The sequence below is a fragment of the Pseudomonas arabinosi genome (assembly GCF_047758675.1).
Lineage (GTDB): Bacteria > Pseudomonadota > Gammaproteobacteria > Pseudomonadales > Pseudomonadaceae > Aquipseudomonas > Aquipseudomonas arabinosi.
Map to the genome: position 1 here is coordinate 5,870,793 of NZ_CP180480.1, position 19,799 is coordinate 5,890,591.

Annotated in this window: 18 protein-coding genes; 7 read left to right on the forward strand and 11 right to left on the reverse strand. The window is 52.7% G+C overall.

Features of this window, described 5'->3' with window-relative positions; genetic code table 11:
• Positions 1-142: 142 nt before the first annotated feature.
• Positions 143-508, reverse strand: a complete 366-nt coding sequence (locus ACMXYJ_RS27345; protein ID WP_415757650.1) for a histone-like nucleoid-structuring protein, MvaT/MvaU family — start codon at positions 506-508, stop codon at positions 143-145.
• Between the two features lie 341 nt (positions 509-849).
• On the opposite strand from ACMXYJ_RS27345, the gene ACMXYJ_RS27350 reads away from it, so the two are divergent.
• Positions 850-1,326: a hypothetical protein gene (locus ACMXYJ_RS27350; protein ID WP_415757651.1), complete on the forward strand. Its 477-nt coding sequence runs from the start codon at positions 850-852 to the stop codon at positions 1,324-1,326.
• Entirely contained in the window at positions 1,326-2,357 is a 1,032-nt protein-coding gene (locus ACMXYJ_RS27355; RefSeq protein ID WP_415757652.1) for a serine/threonine-protein kinase, read from the forward strand. Before ACMXYJ_RS27350 ends, ACMXYJ_RS27355 begins: the two co-directional genes overlap by 1 nt.
• A gap of 896 nt (positions 2,358-3,253) precedes the next feature.
• Here ACMXYJ_RS27355 and ACMXYJ_RS27360 read toward each other — a convergent pair.
• Entirely contained in the window at positions 3,254-3,823 is a 570-nt protein-coding gene (locus tag ACMXYJ_RS27360; RefSeq protein WP_415757653.1) for a hypothetical protein, read from the reverse strand.
• A gap of 320 nt (positions 3,824-4,143) precedes the next feature.
• Between ACMXYJ_RS27360 and ACMXYJ_RS27365 the strand changes: the two genes are divergently transcribed.
• A complete protein-coding gene (locus tag ACMXYJ_RS27365) occupies positions 4,144-5,910 on the forward strand; it encodes a retron Ec67 family RNA-directed DNA polymerase/endonuclease (protein ID WP_415757654.1) in 1,767 nt (588 codons plus the stop codon).
• A gap of 963 nt (positions 5,911-6,873) precedes the next feature.
• On the opposite strand, the gene ACMXYJ_RS27370 is transcribed toward ACMXYJ_RS27365, so the two are convergent.
• The 5 genes from ACMXYJ_RS27370 to ACMXYJ_RS27390 all read right to left on the reverse strand — a co-directional run bounded on the left by ACMXYJ_RS27370 (position 6,874) and on the right by ACMXYJ_RS27390 (position 10,652).
• Positions 6,874-7,245, reverse strand: coding sequence for a hypothetical protein (locus tag ACMXYJ_RS27370; RefSeq protein WP_415757656.1), 372 nt, complete (start codon positions 7,243-7,245; stop codon positions 6,874-6,876).
• 32 nt (positions 7,246-7,277) lie between these two features.
• Positions 7,278-8,831, reverse strand: coding sequence for an IS66 family transposase (tnpC, locus tag ACMXYJ_RS27375; protein ID WP_415755988.1), 1,554 nt, complete (start codon positions 8,829-8,831; stop codon positions 7,278-7,280).
• A 17-nt stretch (positions 8,832-8,848) separates the two neighbouring features.
• On the reverse strand, positions 8,849-9,208 hold the full coding sequence (gene tnpB / locus ACMXYJ_RS27380) for an IS66 family insertion sequence element accessory protein TnpB (RefSeq protein ID WP_412041168.1): 360 nt from the start codon (positions 9,206-9,208) through the stop codon (positions 8,849-8,851).
• A 572-nt stretch (positions 9,209-9,780) separates the two neighbouring features.
• Positions 9,781-10,203 (reverse strand): hypothetical protein, encoded by a 423-nt coding sequence (locus ACMXYJ_RS27385; protein WP_095022987.1) that lies wholly within the window; start codon positions 10,201-10,203, stop codon positions 9,781-9,783.
• Between the two features lie 41 nt (positions 10,204-10,244).
• Positions 10,245-10,652, reverse strand: coding sequence for a DUF6957 family protein (locus tag ACMXYJ_RS27390; protein ID WP_415757657.1), 408 nt, complete (start codon positions 10,650-10,652; stop codon positions 10,245-10,247).
• Between the two features lie 188 nt (positions 10,653-10,840).
• Here ACMXYJ_RS27390 and ACMXYJ_RS27395 point away from each other — a divergent pair, with 188 nt between their 5' ends.
• Positions 10,841-11,308 carry a helix-turn-helix domain-containing protein gene (locus ACMXYJ_RS27395; protein ID WP_415757658.1) on the forward strand — a complete coding sequence of 156 codons (468 nt, stop codon included), beginning with the start codon at positions 10,841-10,843 and terminating at the stop codon, positions 11,306-11,308.
• A gap of 203 nt (positions 11,309-11,511) precedes the next feature.
• On the opposite strand, the gene ACMXYJ_RS27400 is transcribed toward ACMXYJ_RS27395, so the two are convergent.
• The 4 genes from ACMXYJ_RS27400 to ACMXYJ_RS27415 form a co-directional block, all read right to left on the reverse strand.
• Positions 11,512-13,452, reverse strand: a complete 1,941-nt coding sequence (locus ACMXYJ_RS27400) for a DUF3732 domain-containing protein (RefSeq protein ID WP_415757659.1) — start codon at positions 13,450-13,452, stop codon at positions 11,512-11,514.
• The gene (locus tag ACMXYJ_RS27405; protein WP_415757660.1) at positions 13,449-13,934 is read right to left on the reverse strand and encodes a three component ABC system middle component; all 486 of its coding nucleotides are present in this window, start codon (positions 13,932-13,934) and stop codon (positions 13,449-13,451) included. Before ACMXYJ_RS27405 ends, ACMXYJ_RS27400 begins: the two co-directional genes overlap by 4 nt.
• Before the next feature lie 3 nt (positions 13,935-13,937).
• Complete coding sequence (locus tag ACMXYJ_RS27410) at positions 13,938-15,149, reverse strand: ABC-three component system protein (RefSeq protein ID WP_415757661.1); 1,212 nt, start codon at positions 15,147-15,149, stop codon at positions 13,938-13,940.
• A gap of 232 nt (positions 15,150-15,381) precedes the next feature.
• Positions 15,382-16,749 (reverse strand): hypothetical protein, encoded by a 1,368-nt coding sequence (locus tag ACMXYJ_RS27415; protein WP_415757662.1) that lies wholly within the window; start codon positions 16,747-16,749, stop codon positions 15,382-15,384.
• A gap of 183 nt (positions 16,750-16,932) precedes the next feature.
• Between ACMXYJ_RS27415 and ACMXYJ_RS27420 the strand changes: the two genes are divergently transcribed.
• The 3 genes from ACMXYJ_RS27420 to ACMXYJ_RS27430 all read left to right on the forward strand — a co-directional run bounded on the left by ACMXYJ_RS27420 (position 16,933) and on the right by ACMXYJ_RS27430 (position 19,666).
• Positions 16,933-17,934, forward strand: a complete 1,002-nt coding sequence (locus tag ACMXYJ_RS27420; protein WP_415757663.1) for an AAA family ATPase — start codon at positions 16,933-16,935, stop codon at positions 17,932-17,934.
• Entirely contained in the window at positions 17,931-19,262 is a 1,332-nt protein-coding gene (locus ACMXYJ_RS27425; RefSeq protein WP_415757664.1) for a DUF58 domain-containing protein, read from the forward strand. The genes ACMXYJ_RS27420 and ACMXYJ_RS27425 overlap by 4 nt, the downstream gene beginning before the upstream one ends.
• A gap of 155 nt (positions 19,263-19,417) precedes the next feature.
• Complete coding sequence (locus ACMXYJ_RS27430; protein ID WP_046049686.1) at positions 19,418-19,666, forward strand: hypothetical protein; 249 nt, start codon at positions 19,418-19,420, stop codon at positions 19,664-19,666.
• Positions 19,667-19,799 lie beyond the last annotated feature (133 nt).

Here is a 19,799-nt window from a genome sequence, read left to right on the forward strand (position 1 = left end):
TGACCCACGTGCCGACGCAAGACTGCCCCCAAGTCGGCACAAATCCCACACAAACAAAGGTTCGCGAGGAGTCAGACTGGATCAGTGACATCTCGGCGACCGGTTCAATTCGGCGTCGGCGCCAGTAGTACTCAAACCAAAATCACTTGGTCAGCCAAGACTCGACAGTGTCGGAACCGTATTTCGCTTTCCACTCTTTCAAAATCTTGTGGTTGCCACCTTTGGTTTCCACGACTTCGCCGGATTCAGGATTTTTGTAGACCTTAAACTCGCGAGGCTTGCGGGCTCCAGATTGCAGCTGGGCAGTCTGAGCGCGACGATCGACTTGAGGATCAAGCAGATTGATGATGTCTTTCAAGCTGTAGCCGTACTTGGCAAGCAAGGCGCGAAGCTTGGTTTCAAATTCGATTTCTTGCTTCAGGCCAGCATCGCCTTTGAGAGCTTCGAGAGCTTCGAGCTGCTCAGCCAGGTGCTTTTCCAGTTGGCGAAATTCAACAAGTTTTGACATGAGAGATCTCTTTTCAGTAGTTACCTAACAATATATTGCAAATCGACTAGTGCAATACGGACTGCTGGCGACAACTGAGCTAGCAGCCGAAAATTATGGCTCAGCAATAATTATGGCTGAGCCATAATTTGGAATAATTCAGTTATGCCGCTTCTTCGACCAGCCCTGCCACTCGCCTTTTTGGCAAAGGTGGATCTGGAGTACCTCTGCTTTGCTGTGCTTGAGCCCTGGCCGGAACACTCGATCAGCCAAGTGCCACCTCTTCATTTGTGCTGATAGACTGAGAGGAACCGGGCACTCCACTCATCACCAGCGAAAGCCCCCTTACAGGAAGTAGACGAATGACAAGACGTTACGTAAGCCTCGTAGTTGTAGGAGAGGTCATCACGGTTGTGAATGCCGAAGTGCCAGACGACGACAAGCAGCCCATCACCATACATTCCGATACGACTTGGAACCTGCAAAAAGGTGATCGAGGGCCCGCGCTTGCCGTCCTTCATCAACGTTGTGCAGGTTATCTGACCGAGCACAAAGTCGATCAGGTCGTTATTAAGGCTAGTGCGTTACCAACTGGTTCTGCAAAGCTGGCATTGCTTGGAAGCGCTGAAGTACGGGGCGTGGTCATCGCTGCCGCCGCTTCTGTACTGAACGAAGTCAAAATACTTTCGAAGGCGGTCATCAGTCGCACATATGGCGAGCGAAAGGTTGATGAATATTTGAAGGACGACGACTTCTGGAATGAGCACACCGTGGGGGGCAAGCTGAGAAAAACCAGTCGCGAAGCCGCGATGCTAATTGTTGCTCAGAGGAATGCCTGATGCACGGTATTGTACCGGCGCTTCAGGTCGGCCAGAAGCTCGGAAATGGCCACTTCGGTGAGGTCTTCCTTGGCGAAGATGGAGTGCACGGCCAGGTTGCCGTCAAAGTGTTAAGTCGAAAACCACAGCATACCGACCCTGAGTGGCGGCAATATAAAACGGGCTTTCTCGCCGAGGCTCAGAATCTCTCAAAGGCTCGTCATAGGAATGTGGTTCAGGTCTATCACATAGAAGAGCTGCCAGACGGCAACAGCATCCGTTTTTGTATGGCCTATTGCCCTGGCGGCTCACTTCAGAGCGTTTACGAGGTGAGGCCAATGCGGCTTCTCGAAGCACGCAAAGCCGGCACTGAGGTGTCCCTAGGCTTGGAAGCACTACATGCGCGGGGAATGCTTCATCGGGATATCAAACCTGGCAACATCCTGATTGATGCTGTAGGGGTAGCCCAGCTTGGCGACTTCGGGCTGGTTACTGATAATTTGATCCTAGGGTATGGATCGCAGGCTGGTTATCTAGACCATATCGCTTATGAGGTTTGGCTAGGGAATGGCACAAGTGTAAAAACCGATATCTGGGCTCTTGGTATGACCCTTTTCCGCCTTTTGCATGGGCAAATCTGGTATGACGAAGCAATAGCTCCTAAGCACATAGTGCAAGATGGCGGATTCGTCGACACACTCCAATGGCTCCCGCACATACCAAAAGCGTGGCGCAGGGCGATCCGAAAAATGCTCAACGACGATCCGGCTTTACGCTATCAAACCGCCGGCCAGGTTCTGAATGCTTTATCGGGTCTGCCCACGCCTAACTGGGCTGCCACCGTCACTCCTAATTTGGTGAGGTGGGAGCAAATCTTAGGAACAAGACGGAAAATTGTTGAATGGACGCAACATTCGCCACGAAGTCATGAATGGAAATCCTGGAGTGAGCCGTTTGGGGTTCCCGGGCGAAGCAAATCGTTAGGCGGGTCGAATGGAAAAGTGCCAAAGCGCCAGCTAATAAAGCAACTTGAGGACTACTTTGAGATTTAATTCGCGCGGCTTAGGATTTCACTTGAACGATTTGTCTTGCACGTATAGCCAGTCCTAAACCGATCAAGGCAGGTTTAGGACTGAGCACGGCGAAGAGCGCGAGGTAGCAGGTAAAAATCGTTCTCGTCAGCTGGCTTGAGAGGCTTGAAGCCAAGGCGCTGTGCCGCTTCGGCACGCCTAGACTCCGAGCAGAACGGACAGTAGGTGCTGCTAGCTAATACACCCTCATCAGGTTGCCAATAACGCTGACAGTGCCGACAGCGAGGAAGCGCTACTTTTAAGTTTGCTGACTTAGTGCTCATATCCTGTCCGTCCTCAGTCCTTTGACATTTCGGTCGATACGCTTTTTGCAACTCCCTGCAAAAGCTGTCTATGTATACAGTATTGCACAAGTCGCCTGGTACACAAGCGGTCTTCGATGAATGGGCGCGCCTAGGTGAAGGGATCAGAAAGGCCGTTGAATGTAGTCAAGGACACAAAGATTAATGCCCGACATCAGGCCCTAATTATGTTTGCCTATAGCAGCTCTGTGCATTTTCTAAATGCTGCATTTCATTCTGCCACTCGACAAGAAACTTATCCCAATCGTGCGCGTATGGCCCTTCAGGGACACGAGTGGATCCCACGCTGGCACGCGGGAAACGCTCACGCCACGGCTGCGGAATGCTTGACTCGCGAACGATGCGGCAACCTATCGAATGTGGCTCAGTCGGTACAAAACGTAGAACGTCCTCAACTCTGAGAGCTGTTCCATTGACGCAGTATCAAGCTGCTCTCGCTTCTCAACATCGTCAAGAACGTCCAGCGCATCAAGCGCCCTGACATCTCCTGGAAGGATATGGGCAAGCGTCCAATGTGCTTTTCGCCTTTCGGTCTCACGATGCCGGAGCGCTGCATCAGAAGTCATCGCAATCACCTCCAGCCTGCTTTGAGACCGTCGATAATCGTCGATAAAGTCCTGAGAGCAATCGCGCATCGAGCAGCGCCTGGTGAGGAAGTTCGGGGAGTGCTACGTCTCCAATGTCGTCTGCCTCGATATGTCTGAGTAGCTGGATCAGGTTCGTCGGCCTGTTCACCACATGGCTAGGCCATCGGTGATTCACGTCGGCAAGTTGACAGAAGAAGTCCCAATCCCAATCCGGTGCGTCTGTGCAAATCTCTAGCGGGCCTTCGATACCATCGAGGAAAGTCCGCAGTGAGGCTTGGGCTTCCACGAGTGACATGCCATAGATAGGTAGATCAAGCTGGGGCAGGACGTTCTGTATGACGAACTCACTGCAGTCCTCGACTTGGTAGGTGTCCGTAAGCTCGACGTAAAACTCGTCATCGGTCTCCGACACCAATGCCAACGAAATCAACTTCGTGTCCTGGTTCAGCTGGGTGAACTCACAGTCCAAGAATAGCTTCACCGATTCATTCTCTCCAGATGACAACTTTTCAAGTATCGAACCTACCACACTCGGCACACCGTGCTCCTTGGGCAGCTGGAACCCGACAGTCCTAATTATCAACCAATTTCTGAGTATGCATGAGTTTTACCTCCGTGCAGGATGCCAGATCGCACGCTTCCGACACTGGAGGTCAAATCAGTCCACTTTTTTGTTGCAATAACCGAGTAGCACTGTGCTAGTATTTGACTAGGCTTATAGATAGATTTTTGGTCGTGTTTCGCGATCTGTGATACCTAATGTCGGAGTACATTGCTCCTACAATTTTGCAAGCTGTTTGGCGCTTCAGGGTTACTTGGAGTTTCGCATAAGAGTATCTATAAGCCTACTTACTAAATATGATAAAGCTAAAACTTTTACAGAGTGCTGCAACACTTCGCGACCTCTCTATTGTGCTTGGATTTCAACCAAAAGCTGTATCATTCATACTATATAAATACTCAAAAGAAAAACTTTACACCAGCTTCACCATTCCGAAAAAGTCAGGTGCGCTTAGAGACATCCACGCTCCATGCGCGGAATTAAAAAACCTTCAAAGCCGGGTTTCCGAGTATCTCCAAGACTGTATACAGGAAATAAATGAGTATAAAAGAATTACTCAAACATTGTCTCATGGCTTTAAGCGCGGCTATTCAATAGTCACAAACGCTAGCACGCACAGAAAACGACGTCTTGTTCTTAACATCGACTTGGAAGATTTTTTTGGAAGCATAAACTTTGGACGTGTACGAGGATTTTTCATAACTAACAAAAACTTCTCATTGAATCCAAATGTCGCCACGGTACTGGCCCAAATAATATGTTTCGACAATAAACTTCCACAGGGTAGCCCCTGCTCACCGGTAATGTCTAACCTCATAGGTCATTTGCTGGACATTAAACTTGCCGCAATGGCTTCTTCCATGAAATGCACTTATTCGCGGTACGCGGATGACTTGACTTTCTCGACGAATAAGCAACAGTTTCCAGTGGAGCTGGTGTCTCCTGGTGATAATCACCATGATTGGGTGGCTGGCGCGAAATTAGAACAGATCATCAGCAAGTGCGGTTTCAAGGTTAATGCTCGTAAGACCCGATTGCAATATCAAGACTCACGCCAAGATGTAACTGGCTTAGTGGTCAACGAAAAAGTTAATGTACCTGCTCCGTATAGGCGGCAGGCTAGAGCGATGGCGCATAAATTATTTGAGCACGGCAGCTTCCAAATCGAACGACTTTCGATAAAAGACAAAGGCCAGGTTATCTCCGAAAGAATAGAAGGAAGCGTAGATCAGCTCTCTGGCATGTTCAGCTATATCGCCATGGTCTCTCAACACAACAAAGATCTTTTGTTAAAAGCCGGCTTGAAAAACGCTCAGACAGAGCTATCATCAATTGAAAAAGTCCATAGAGATCTGATTTTCTACAAAAGCTTTTATGCCAATCCCATGCCGACAATAATCTGCGAGGGGAAGACGGATAACGTATATTTAAGGTGTGCTATACGTAGTCTAGCCAAGCAATACCCATTGCTTGCGACTTTTGAAGATGGAAACAAGTTAAAGCTAAACGTGTCACTATTCAAATATTCCAGACTAAACTCAAGCCTGCTTGGCATTAGTGGTGGAACCTCTAATCTCAAGCCTTTCATTTCGGATTTCTCAAAAAATATAGCCAGGTATAAAAGTAGAAAGTCGCCTTTTCCTGTAATTATTTTGATTGACAATGATCGTGGCGCCAAAGAAATATACTCCACCATCAAAACAACGACAAAGACAGCTGACACGATTGATGGAAGTATGCCGTACTACCATATTGCCCAAGGCCTCTACGTCGTCCCCACTCCAAAATTAAACGGAGCGTTAGAAAGCAAGATTGAGGATTTCTTCCCCTTACAAACCTTAAGCGAAACTCTGGATGGAAAAAAATTTAATGATAAAAACGAAGATTTGAAAGCCGATGAATATGGAAAGCATTTTTTTGCAGAGCATGTCATAAAGAAGAAACAAAACTCTATTGATTTTACTGGCTTCAAACCGCTGCTTGATATTATTTCTTCAATTATATCCCAGAGCGTAGCATTACATATGAGTGCTGTTGTTCCGCCGGCAGCTCCTAAGGTTTGATCGTGCTAGGTGTTAAGAACACCCTGTAAATAAATCTCCGGTTCACTGTGGCATTTTTCCAAAGACCACCTAAGTAACCAGGATCCATTTACCCATCAGACGCACAGGCTGCTACTGCAGGACAGGCGGCGTGAAGACGTACCGGCCCTGCGTAGGTCGCAGGAATGTCTTAAGATTGGCCCTACCGCCCCCCGCTTGAAGGACGCCACGACGTAACGCGAATTCATTGTGCTCAGCACCTAGAATCTACCCTCTTTTCGTGCAAAGCAGATCTCGAACGTCCGCACAAAATGGCCGTCTGCAAACCGCCCATGCTGGTCGCGTTTCTTGTGGCCAAAGACCACACCTATCGCGGAACATGACGTTAATCGTGTTCAGCATTTTCTTTTTCCTAACGCGTACTTGCTCGGGTTTTGAACATTTTCCGCACGGTACCCGACGCAAGTCTTAAGGCGTTCAAAGGCATCCAATTTCTTGAACGTCGACCTGCCCAACTGACGCTTAAAACTGGCTACGACGTACAAGCTGTTCAACGTAGTAAGAACCCAGAACTGACCCTCTTTATGCACAGATAAAATGTGGGAGGTTCGAATCATGTTCCCATCCTTGAACTGCTCGCGGGGCCCTTTCCGTGAGTGATCGAAGACTATGGCGATGCACGTATTGCCCACGAACAGCGCATCGCTAAGATACCCAGTGATCGGTGAATCGTAAGGCCACTGTTGGGCGCAAATGATCCTTTTGAGTTGAAAGTCAGTCAGGTGGCGGTCATGACGGCCTGCGTCGCTCGTGTCGAGCATGTTAGATCTCCATCCACTTTGATGATCTGACGTGGCTGAGGTGCCTCGCCCGAGCCAAGCTCTGGTGGCTATCGTGCTGATACCCACAAAACTAACTCCTGGTGCTAAATGGAAGACGCAATTTTCCCTGCGATCAGCCATTTCCTTTGAGATCTAAGCATCGTCAGAAGCGTTCGCCGGACTTGAGGAACTGGAGAAGGCTAGCTCTTCCGCCGCCTCGCTTAAAGGTACCTACAACGTAGTGTCCTTCGTGCGTCGATAGCACCCAGAACCGGCCTTCTTTTCGAGCCGATTGGATTTTTCCTGTTTGGATGATTGAGCAATCAGCGTGACGCCCGAAGTCATCTTTATCTAGATGGCCAAAGACCACCCCCAAGCACGTGTTATCTATGATCATCGCACCACTAATAAATGCCGTGATGACAATGGTGTACTTTTGATTCGTTGCTCGCACCAGACGAATCAACTCAAAGTCGGTTAGCCATTTGCTGTGGAACTCCACGTTAATAACTTCAGACAAAAGTATCCGATCCATGAAGCACACCTATCGCCAGGTGGGCCCCTCGTTTACCGTGGCATTTCCGGTGAGCAGTTCCACGGCAGCAAGGCTTCGTAGTCTTCCACCGACGAGGCATGCGGCAAGCGCTCAAGTACGTGGCGCAGCCACGTATAGGGCTCTTGGCCGTTGACTTTGGCGGTCTCGACCAAGCTATAGATCTGCGCACTGGCGGTGGCGCCTTTGGGTGTATCGCTGAACAGCCAGGCCTTGCGCCCAATCACAAACGGCTTTATTGCACGCTCCGCCGCGTTGTTGTCGATAGGTAAAAAACCAGCTTCAACGTAACGCTCCAGCCGAAGCCAGTTGCTCGCCAGATAATTAACCGCTTTACCCAGCACGCTTTGCGGTGTCACTTGGGACTGCGTTTTATCCAGCCAGCTTTTCAACTGGGCGAGGATCGGCAAGCTCTTTTCCTGCCGACCGATAAATCGCTGCTCGTCGCTGACGTCTTTCAGCTCACGCTCGATGCCATACAGCTTGTTGATCATCGTCAGCCCGATATCGGCACGCCCGGTCTTGCCCTTGGGCTGCACTTTCTGTGCTTCCACGAACTTGCGACGTACATGAGCCATGCACGCCAGACGTTCCACGCCCGGTTGCAACGCCAGCGCGTTATAGCCTGCGTAATCGTCGGTCATGACATAGCCGCGATAACTTTCCAGCAGACGCAATGGTACGTCCTGCGCTCGGCTGGAGGTGTAGTCGAACAGCACGACTTTGCGATCCGGCGGGCCGCTTGCTTGCACCCACATCCAGGATTGGCTGGTCGGGTCTCGATCCGGCTCTTTGAGTACCTGGACGCGGGTTTCATCGCAGTGGATGACCGGACTTTCCAGCAACCGCTCGCGCATCAGATTCAATAACGGTTGCAGATGTTCGCCGCACTGGATAACCCAGCGGGCCAGAGTTTGGCGGGGGATTTCTATGCCATGTCGGCTTAGCACCGTTTCAAAACGATGCAGCGGCAAGCCATCGACATACTTGGTGGTCAGCAGCATCGCCAACACGCTTGGACTGGCCATGCTCTTTTCGATTAATTGAGCGGGCTTGTCGGCGGTGACCGGCGCTGTTTCACAGCCACGGCAGCCGTAAACCTTGCGGATATGTTTGATCACGCGGATCTGCATCGGCACGATGTCCAGCTGTTCGCTGGTTTCTTCACTGATCACATGCTTGTGGCAACCACAGGCACAGGTCAGTTCGTGTTCGGGCAGTTCGTGGATGACTTCGATACGCGGCAGATCAGCCGACAAGGGTTTGCGCTTACCACGGCGTAGAGTCGGAGCAACGACTTCTTCGTCAGCGTCGCCGACTGAAGGCATCGGCTCGCTTTCGGGCTCGTTGAACAGTGCCAGTTGCGGCGTGTTGGGCTCGACCGTCTGCTCGGATTTGCGCCCGAAGATACGGTCACGCAACAGCTTGATCTGTTCTTTCAGATCAACAATGTGGGTGGCGTAAGCGTCTTTGACTTCCTGCTCGCGCGAGCGTGCTTCGTAACTCTCAAGCAGCATCTGTTTGAGCAGTACGGGATCGTCAGGAAGGTTTTCGGGCAATGGTCGCATGCCCTGGATTATACCCGTCAGGCAACAAACCTTGGAGTCAAAACCTTGTGCGGGCGGTTGCGCCAGAGGTCAAACCCATCCAGTAACCAGTTCAGTTCTTGCACCGTCAGCACGATGGCCTCATCCAGTTCATCGGGTGAAGTTTTGAACCGCTCGGATTCCAGACGCTTGAGCCAAAGGCAGAAGCCGTTGCGCTCCCAATACAACACCTTGACGCGGTTGCGGTGGCGATTCAGAAAAACGAAAAGCACGGGGTCAAACACCGCGACTTTGATATCCAGTTCGACCAGCGCAGCCAGGCCGTCGATGGACTTTCGAAAGTCCACCGGTTTGGGGTAGAGGTACACTTTTTCAACACTGGCATTGGGACGCATCATGGTGATGGGCTCCTGATGGAAATCGGGAGCACAGCATCCGTTGTCAGCTATTCGCTTGGAATGTGGGGTTCGTGGAGCGGATACAGACAAAATGCCCTCCTAAGTCATTCCCTTCTTCTTCGATTTCCATCCACCCCCTCTCTACGAGGCTTGGACGCTGGTGTAAATCCGTCCGGTCTCTGTCACGAATTCATAAAGGGGCGGGTCTCTTTCAGTATTTCGCAGTATGATTTTGGTAAGAGGTTCCATAAGGTACTGACCTTGATGGTTCATCCAGGGTGGCGAAATCAGTGACACCTGGTTAACCAAAAAATCCGACTCGCCTAGCCATAGCTCCAGAAGAGTCTCTTCGTCACTCACAAGCTTCCTACACGGCCCGATCTTTCCATTAATCGAACTTACACCCTCTACAAAAAAGGAGTACGTACTGAAGGAAAGGTCGACAGTTTTCCAATGAAGCAGTTGCTCATCAGGCCCGCCTTGGAGGTCTCCCCGAGTCGTTCTAAACAAATGAGTCTCCAGCTAATGGGCGCTACGCGATCATTTCATCGCTGCAGAGGTACGAGATCAGATCAAAAAATAACTCGCATTCCCTTTAGGGAATGGGCGTCGATCAGTTGTCCAGGCGCATCGGTATAAGCTTTTTCGTCATCTATATTGTGTAGACAAACCCTACGTCCTGTGGAGTCATATCCCACCAGCAACCCCGAAAGCCCCTCCATAATCCATTTGCCGTCTTTGTTCATCCACCCAGGCGTGACGACCTGAATTTCCGTAACGACAAACTCGCTGGTTTGTTTGGAAAGTATTTCTTCGAGCATATCGACGTCACTAATCATCATGGTGCTTGACCATACCGTGCCCTCCAAGCGCTCCTGAAGGACGACGTGATACCAAGGATGAGCCAAGTGGCGTTCAAACATCCGCCAGTTTGAATACCCATCCCCAAAAAAATTAGGAGTGCCCTCGGCAGCGGTTTCATGACTTCTAAACATTTAACATTCCCGTGGTCTACAGACCGCAGATGCAGCTGACATCATTGATAAAGAGACAGTATCGCGGCGAGACTGGCTGACTTTTCGTCGCCGTCTCCCGCCAAAACGTACACCGTGTTTTTGGTTTCAAAGAGAAAGCCATCTTGGAATGAAATGGCCATGGTACTGCGCACCCAATTTCCGTAATCGAAGCGTCCTCGGCTATCTAGGATGACTTTTTCGGCGAAAACAAAGAGCGGCAGGTGGCCATGAACGTGGATTTTGGTGAGATCCCCATCGCTCGCTATCGCGCGCACGATTGTCCACTGCTGGACGATGCAAAAGCCTTTGTCGGGGAAGCGTGCTTGGACGATACGTATTAACGCCTCTTGGTTTTCACCGGATCCAGATCGTGGTTCTCCTAGGGTATTTAACAGCTCGTTGGCTGCTTGGATTTCTTCTAATTCCATGCTTCATTCCCGTCAATACATGTCATATGTTTAAACGCTTCACCGCCAGGAAAGCTCACGGAAGCAACGCTACCTCGGGTATTGCCTTCTCATGGTTGACGAAGTCGAGCGACCCGTAACGAGGATTATATGACGTGTTATGGATCGACGCAATGTGGCTTTATCCTCTGTTTTGTAGAGGATCATAAATGTCTCTCAGCGAAGCATTCGCGGTCGTTATCCGGGCCTTGAGGCAGAAATCAGGAATGTCCCAGGACGACCTATCTTTACTTGATCGCTCTTATCTGAGTCGCGTAGAGCGAGGTAAGGGGAACGTTTCGATCGAAATGCTCTTGAAAATTTCAAAAATGCTGGACGCTGAGCCCACTGTTCTAATGCTCCTAACAACCTCTTTGCTTTCTGAGGAGGCGACAGATGTGGCACTGGAGCGGATCTCGCGGAAGCTAGAGACACTGAAAGAGACTGGAGTGATCGAGCTGATCTCCAGCGGTGGTAGGCCACGCCAACATGGACGACCTTCCAACCTCGCTGCGAGTGAAAGACTAAAAATTGCTCCACAGCTGAAGCAAAAAGGCCTATCTAATTCAGAGATAGCTCGAGAATTGGACGTTTCTAAGTCAACGGTACAACGGTATCTAGCCAAGGCTACTCATTAACGGTAAACGCTGAAATTACCGATATGATGATCTACCTCTCAGGCACGCTTCCTCTCCACTTGACCTCTTCGCTGAGCTCTCAATCCGTAAGCGAATAACCTCACCCACACGTCAACTGAGGGTCGAACGCTACCGTCAAGACGACGAGCGAGATGACCTCATCGGCTATGCTGGGACATTGCACAGAACAGCCAAATGATTCATCACTGCGTATCCGGCCTCCTCGGCCAATCCAGCGGTATCAGCGCATCGCCGGAAAGCTTGTGCCAACGCTTGCGAGTAGCTGCGACGTAGCGGGGATCATCTCCGAAGAATGCGTGCTCAATCAGCAGTACCTGCAAGCCCTGCTGTGCAGCCGTTTCATTGAATAGGAAGTCGAGATGTCGGCGCATGGCCAAGACTTCCTCGTTCTCACCAATGGTCGACTCATCCTCGCCACGTTGGGGATAGTACGGACGGCTGATTTGGTCGAATGCCAAGAACGCCGGCACCGGAGCATTGATCTCTCCAAGATACTTTTGGAGCGCAAAGGACAACGCGATATGGATAGCCAGATAGTTCTCATCTGACCCCGCATCCGGCAACCTCAGTACAGCTTGGGAGTGAGCCTCAATGATTGCGACGTCCGGGGGCTTGGACGAAAACTCCAGATCAGCGCCCACGCAAACACCACCCGTTGGTAATTCAGCGAAAGCTGCTGACAGGTATTGAGATATCTTGCGTTCAGCGCGTGAAAGCAGCACTTGCTTTGCGGCACTATCGATAAGAGCTTCCAGGCCATGGATCTGTTCACGCAGAACGTTCAGGTCAGAACCAGGCAGCGACGTTGCCGGGTTCATTTCCAGAAACTGTGTCACTTTGCCCAGCAAGTGGGCGTGATATCGGGCCAGGTTATCCAGCTGCTTTGCTTCATCACTCTGCCTAACCCACGTCTTGATGCGCTCATCGATTTCTCGCAGCTTGTGGTTGAGGCGGGTGAGCTCAATCTGTAATGAGTCTTCATGTTCGATCAGGCGCGGCCTGACATTCTCAACCGCGACGCTTTCCGACCGGACAATACTTATGGAATTGCGAATGGCCTCGGAGATCGCAATGCCGCGCTCAGTTGGGGTATCGCACAACGGGCATGTATGTGCCGCTGGCTGAAGGTGCTCGGCAATTTTCAGCTTTTCGTACTGACGCCGTACCGCACTCTCAAAGCCAGTCATATCCTGCAGGGCCGTCCGGGTAGCACGGGACTGCCGTCGTGCCTTTTCGATGTCGCTCAGCAAGGTGCGCCGCTTCTCGTAAAGGTTGCCGAGCTCACTTTCATTAGGGTTGGAAATCCCCTTGGCATTGACACGTTTGACACCAATCAGAGCAGCCTCTAATTCCTTTTCGGAGTTGTCGTCTGAGGGGAGGTCGCACAGGCCGCTGCGGCTGGCATCCAGTAGCAGTCGCATGGCGTGCTTCTTGTACTCGCTGCCCGCAGCCAGACGAATACGCTGCTGCCGCTCCTCGCGCTCAAGCTTCTTGCGAAGATCACGCAAGCGTCGCTCCTGGAGCACGGAGTCTTCGGTCACGACGCCTAAAAAGTAGGGCATCGTTTCAATGATGGCCGGAGCCTCATCCGCCTGATCGAGCCCATGTAGCAGGGCCGTCTCGTTATAGATCACATCTTTCGGGACAAACATGTATGCCGTCGCGTGGCGCACTGTTGGCCGCCATTTACGGGCAGTCCGGTCATCGGAGGCTTCCGGTACACCGCCGATCCCAAATGCGCGCTCGATAAAGGACTTACCCGCATCGACGGTGGTTGCACCTTCGAACTGCTCAACAGAATTTGGAATTGTAAGATTGCGCCCGTTACTCACGAACATCTTGGTACTGGTGCCTTGCCCTACAGGCGGAACAATACGGGCGGTGATCATCTGCGCGTCACCCAATACCCACTTCACACCAACTGCGAGGCTGTGGCGCTTCACGTGAGCTGCTAGCTCGCATTTGCTGGAGCCTAGGCAATAGTCGATGGCCTTGATCAGCGTTGATTTACCGGTACCCGATGCCCCGGTGAAAATGTTCACCTGGCCAGGCTTCAGATCGAGGATGCGAACCCGTCCTTCTTGACCCACGAAAAAAATGTTTGAAATGTTCCAGCGGTTCATAACTCCAGACCCATCATGTCGAATACCGTCCTTGTAGAGCCTGCGAGGGCCAGCCAGCAGCCCAAGCGGTCAATGTTCTTGAATATTTGACGAGTGTCCTCACTCAGCTGCTTGGTGAGATCTTTGCGCAAGGTAGAAGCACCAAGGACTAACCGGCCTTCGGAATTGATCATCAGCATGTGGCTGAAGCACGCAAAACGAATTGCTTCAGTGACGATATCCAATGATCCATTCACGCGATCTGCAAGCCGGATCTGTATGACTGGGCAGCGATGAAGCCACTCCAACAAACCCGTCCTGCGGTCGGTACGATTAAACGTGGACGCAAGGTCTCCTGACAGCGCCAGAGGCAGAGCTGCATAACACAGCGTGATATCCGGCCCTGCGTCGGTGCGCGAGCAGTAGGCTCCGACGAATTGGGTCAGTAGCGCGGCGCAATACGCCGGATTGGTTTCGGCAAAAATATCGTGGGCAATGGGCATACTCTAATCCTTGAGAAGCTTCAAATAGTCGGCGTGCCACCCAACTTGCAGATCAATTGCCAAAACCTGATACGTGCCCCGCACGTAATAGTGTCCACTCCAGCTTGGCGAGATCGGCTCTACATCCTTCGGTGCAAGGTCGTGCGTCCAACGCAAAAGCTCCAGTCCCTTGGCCCCTACTTCAGAAGCTTCAAGATCCTCACAATCTTCAGCCATTCGAGCGTGCCGATCCGACCAGTATTCGGCGAGTTTTGCATCATAGCTTGCGATCTTTGAGCGCATCTGGGGCTTATCCACGATCCATTTTGACCGTTGTTGCGTAGCCCTCCATTGCTCACGAACGGCTCTGGACACATCCGAAGACCGGCCCTGAACCAAAGCGATCTGGCGATAGAGCATGCCGTCAGCTTCATAGCCATCCGGATGGCTGACCAGATCGAAATCAGCCACTAATTTCTCGTCATCCAGCTGGGCAATGATCGAGGAAATACTATGTTGCAACTCGCTGCGCTGAATGACCCGCTCACGCTTGCCACATAAAGTGTAAATAACCTGCTGATCCCACCATGCCAGCAAGCGTTCAGCGGCTTGGAAACGTTGTTCCTTTGGGATCAGATGCATTCTTTTGGACAGTGCCTCGGGGATCTGCCCTATGCTCACGCTGCCATGTTGGATGCGGATTCTGCGCACGAGGCTCAATCGGGTCGAAGCATCAAGAGCAAGAAACGCCTCACAGCCAGCCGCACGCGGCCCATGGCGAAGCTTGTCACCAGCGGCTTTGTCCGCAGCTCGCTCATCGACCACCCTGCAGGCTTCCACAAGCATCGCAGTGAGCAGAGACTCCCGGTCAGTCTGCATGTCACACAGAGCCATCAAGGGCGAGTTGCTAGGCACACTCCCTACTGACACAAGATGGAAGGTCGTATCGGCAAGCGACACGAACGGAATGGCGTCGATCCAAACCTTGAGGGTTTTCCAGAATGCAACGCATGCAAGGGTGACGGGTGGAGGATTGTCTTTAATGGAATGCTTGAGCTGGAGCAGTAGAGTCTGGCCATTGGCCTTGAGCTCTACATCATCCAGCCTCTCGATGGCCACAGCGGCATCGTCTGCTTCCTGAGATATCAGAGTCAATAATGCAAATTGGCTCTGATAGTAAAATCCCAAAGCGGCTGCCGTCGCATCGTGAACCGAATTTGAGTCTGTGCTTTCCATCACCCGAACAAGCGCCTCCCTGGTACAACATGCGATCCAACGTAAGTAAAAATGATACCAGAGTGCCATCGTGGAAACACAGACAGGTAGGTGCCGGAGTCAGAAAGTGGAATGGCTACACGCCCAGATCAACCGAGAACAACGAGTCCTTCAACGGAAGGGAAGAGGGTTGATAAAACGAATCCAATAGCGAAGATCGACGAGCCTTAATCACCCGACCGTCAAGCTGCGCTCAATCGTCACTATCAACCTCCGGCGGCGGTGGACTCCAGCCGTCTACCTGGAGGAGCGTGATCACTTCATCATACTTTTCTAGTCGACGCATCTGGCGTGCATGATGGTAAAAACGATCCCGAGCTGCCGGTGTAGGCAGACTAGCAAGAGTCGTATTGCGCAGCAGCGCCAGAAGGAGCGTATCGGTTTCAGATGCATCCCAGTTCTGCCCATTCCCGATGATGGCATCGGTGAGCTGGTCGAGCTGCGGCCCATTTAGATGCCCTGCGAAAGGGGTAATGAGCTCTCTGAATCTTTCTTCTGATCCCCGCCAATTACCGGATCTCGAATATATTTCAATTGCCCTGGGCCATAACTCAACGACAGGCCGAGAAGCTATCGCATCGACGAGTTGCTGGTGAGTGAGACCGCCGATCAGCCCCGTCAAGGCATCCCGAAATTGCGGAAGCGCTACCCCGGCCAGGATACGGTAGTCATGTATCGTCTCGCCGGGAGAATTATTCACGGTCTCCTGCAGCACAGTGCGGGTCGGTTGCTGAAGTCGCTGCCAGAAATCAGGGAACGCCGCGATAAATGCCACGGCGCGTGGACGGCTGGCCGGCTCCGCGTTGTCCAAAAGGTTTGCAATTACCTGCGAGATATCCGGCCAGCATTCCGGCGCCCGATCCCGCACTGCGACCAGTGACGAGATGATCTTGTGATGAAGGGGCTCCCATTGTGCTGGAACTCCCTTGAGAAGCGATTTAGCGAGTACCGTAGCAAAATTGCGCACGTTCTGAGAGCGGACTCGCGCAAGGTAACGCTGCTCGACATAATCGAGAATGCGTTCATGGTTCGTTGGGAACCCCGGCGATTGAACATCGATATCATAAAGATCTGAAATCGCTTTGCCCTGCAGAGGCTCTTGGGCCAGCACAAGGTCGACCGTGTTGACGAGGTGTAGCCGCACGAGTTCGGCGGACGGTTCAAATAGATCGGCTTCGGCGGAGAAGGCTGGATGGGCACAAAGATTCCGATCCTCTCGAAGGCGTTCCAAGTGCTTTCGGGCGATCTGGTTTACAACTTGGGTATTGCCCGTGGCGTGATCCAGAATCGTTCGTTCGAGCAGAAGCAGCTTACTAATGTCGCCGGAGTTGGTTGCGTTGTCCCAAGCCTGAAGGAACGTGGCTGCAGCGGTATCGCCCAAGGCGCTCAGCTCTCGATACTTGGCAATCAGGTCATACACCAACGCGACCCAAGCGGAGGTCAGTGCACCCCGCAATGCGCCAGCCTTGTAGGCCTTAACGGCGTCCAGAAAATATACCTTCGACTGGGGATGTCGAATGCGAGTGAGCAATATGTCGAGATCTACAAATCCTGCGTCCATAGCTTTTGACTTCAACGATTGAGGTAGGTCGAGACTACCATCTGCTATGTAAGCTCACACGCGCAGAACACCAGATTACGACCGAGCTCCTGACCGTCCAAAACCTCAAAAAGGTTAAATTAGGTAAGTGACTGATTTATGGAAGATAAATCTATTTTAACAGTTAATAAAGCTCCGGAACCAGTGAGTGAACAGATCGAGCCCGGCACGCTGAGCCACGCTGCGCAGCAACGCCAACGCGCCAGCCAACTGGCCCAAGCGGTACGGACCGAATTACAGAAAGCCGTGATCGGCCAGAACACCGTGATCGACGACGTCCTCACCGCGTTGATTGCCGGCGGCCACGTACTGCTCGAAGGCGTGCCGGGGCTGGGCAAGACACTGTTGGTGCGCGCCCTCGCCCGCTGCTTCGGCGGCGAGTTCGCACGTATCCAGTTCACCCCGGACCTGATGCCCAGCGATGTCACCGGGCACGCGGTGTACGACATGCAGACCGAGCAATTCAAACTGCGCAAAGGTCCGCTGTTCACCAACCTTTTGCTGGCCGACGAGATCAACCGCGCCCCGGCGAAAACCCAGGCCGCACTGCTCGAAGCCATGCAGGAAAGGCAAGTCACACTCGAAGGCCGCGCCCTGCCCATCGTGCAACCGTTCATGGTGCTCGCCACACAAAACCCCATCGAACAGGAAGGCACTTACCCGCTGCCTGAAGCCGAGCTTGATCGCTTCATGCTCAAGGTGCGCATGGACTACCCCGACGCCGATCAGGAGTTGAACATGGTCCGCCAGGTCAGTCGCTCGACCCGGGCCGACATGCTCGACGTGCAACCGCTGCGCACGGTGTTGCAAGCCAAGGACGTGCTGGCCTTGCAACGCATCGCCAGCGATTTGCCGCTGGACGATCAGGTGCTCGATTACGCCGTTCGACTTGCGCGCAGCACTCGGACATGGCCGGGGCTGACCCTCGGTGCCGGGCCGCGTGCGTCCATTGCACTGGTGCGTTGCGCCCGCGCCCGCGCCTTGCTGCGCGGTGGCGAATTCGTGATTCCGGACGACATCAAAGGCTGTGCGCTCGCCGTCCTGCGCCATCGCGTGAGGATCGCGCCGGAGCTGGACATCGAAAGCCTGCAAGTCGATCAGGTGCTTCAGCAATTGCTCGATCAAGTCCCGGCACCGCGCCTGTGAAACCTTCAAGACTGCTGCTGATCTGGCTCGCGATCCTGCTAGCCATCGGCATCGTGCTGGGCGCGTTGCGGGCAGTGGAATTCGCGGTTCCATCGAGCCTGTTGTCGATCAACTGGGGATTGCTGCTGGCACTGCTGGCCTTGGCGGTACTCGACGCAATCCGCCTCAAACGCCTGCCCTCGCCCCGCCTCCAGCGACAAATGCCCGGCAGCCTTGCACTCGGTCGATGGAGCGAAGTGCGATTGGCGATAGAGCATGACTTTGCCCAACCACTGACCGTACAGATTTTCGACCATGTACCGGAGGGCCTGAACTTCGAAAACCTGCCCCTGTCGGTCGACCTGCAACCCGGCCAGCACAGCCACATCGGTTATCGATTGCGCCCTCTCAAGCGCGGGCACTTCAGTTTCGAACTCTGCGAAATCAGCCTGCCGAGCCCATTGGGTTTATGGTCCGACAAACGCCTGCTCAACGTGGCCGACAACACCCGCGTCTACCCGGACTTCGCCCGTCTCTACGGCGGCCAACTGCTCGCGGTGGACAACTGGCTCAGCCGGCTCGGCGTCCGTCAGCGTCAACGTCGCGGCCAGGGTCTGGAGTTTCATCAACTGCGTGAATTCCGCGAAGGCGACAGCCTGCGGCAGATCGACTGGAAAGCCACCGCCCGCCAGCGCACTCCAATTGCGCGGGAGTATCAGGACGAGCGCGACCAGCAGATCATCTTCATGCTCGATTGCGGCCGGCGCATGCGCAGCCAGGACGGTGAACTCGCCCATTTCGATCACGCACTGAATGCCTGCCTGTTGCTCAGCTACATCGCCCTGCGCCAAGGCGATGCGGTGGGACTGACCACCTTCGCCAGCGACCGACCGCATTACCTCGCCCCGGTCAAAGGCACCGAGCAACTCAAGGTCCTGCTCAACAGCGTCTACGACCTCAACAACACCCAACGCCCCGCTGATTACCAAGCCGCCGCCAGCCAACTGCTGGCCCGCCAAAAACGCCGGGCGCTGGTGGTGCTGGTAACTAACTTGCGGGATGAAGACGATGAAGAACTGCTGACCGCGGTCAAGCGCCTGAGCAAACAGCATCGGGTGCTGGTGGCGAGTCTGCGCGAAGACTTGCTCGACACGCTGCGGCACACGCCGGTGCAAACCTTGCCGGAGGCGCTGGCCTATTGCGGGACGGTGGATTACTTGAATGAACGGGCGGAGCTTCATGAGCGGTTGAGTGCTCATGGGGTGCCGGTGCTGGATGCTCGGCCCTCAGAGTTGGGGGCCGAGCTGGTGACGCGATATCTGGGTTGGAAAAAAGCCGGAATGATGTAACGGTACCCAGCATAGAAAATAGCTGCTTCACGACCTCGACAGGAAGTGATAGTGGAACTACTTAAGGACGCGATGCAGCGGTCAACTCTTTCCCAAACAGTTTTGAGCATCGGTCATAACCAACAAACGTCTCGCTCTACACCGAGGAATAAATCATGGATGAGAAAAATCTATTCACTGCAGTGCTAACCCAGATCTCTCAGAACCAGCTGGCAATGGGGGCGGCAATAGAAGAACTAACCAATTGGGTGGAGAAGCAAGGGGCTACTGAAGTCGCAAGTAACATCCGAGGGGCGCTCCAAACGCTAGATCGAAACCAAAAATTTATCTCTCTGGCGCTTATCTCTGTGTCCACCGACTTTAAAGAAGTACAGCCCCCGAAAAAACCACATTCTGATGAGTGACAAAAACTTTCAACTTTTGCAAATATCGCCCGACAATTTCTCAAAATTGTCGGGCGCTCTGTGATGAAGGAATAGCTTGGTGGCATGACAAATGTTCATCGTTGGACGGCTCTTTTCCTACTCGAATATTCGA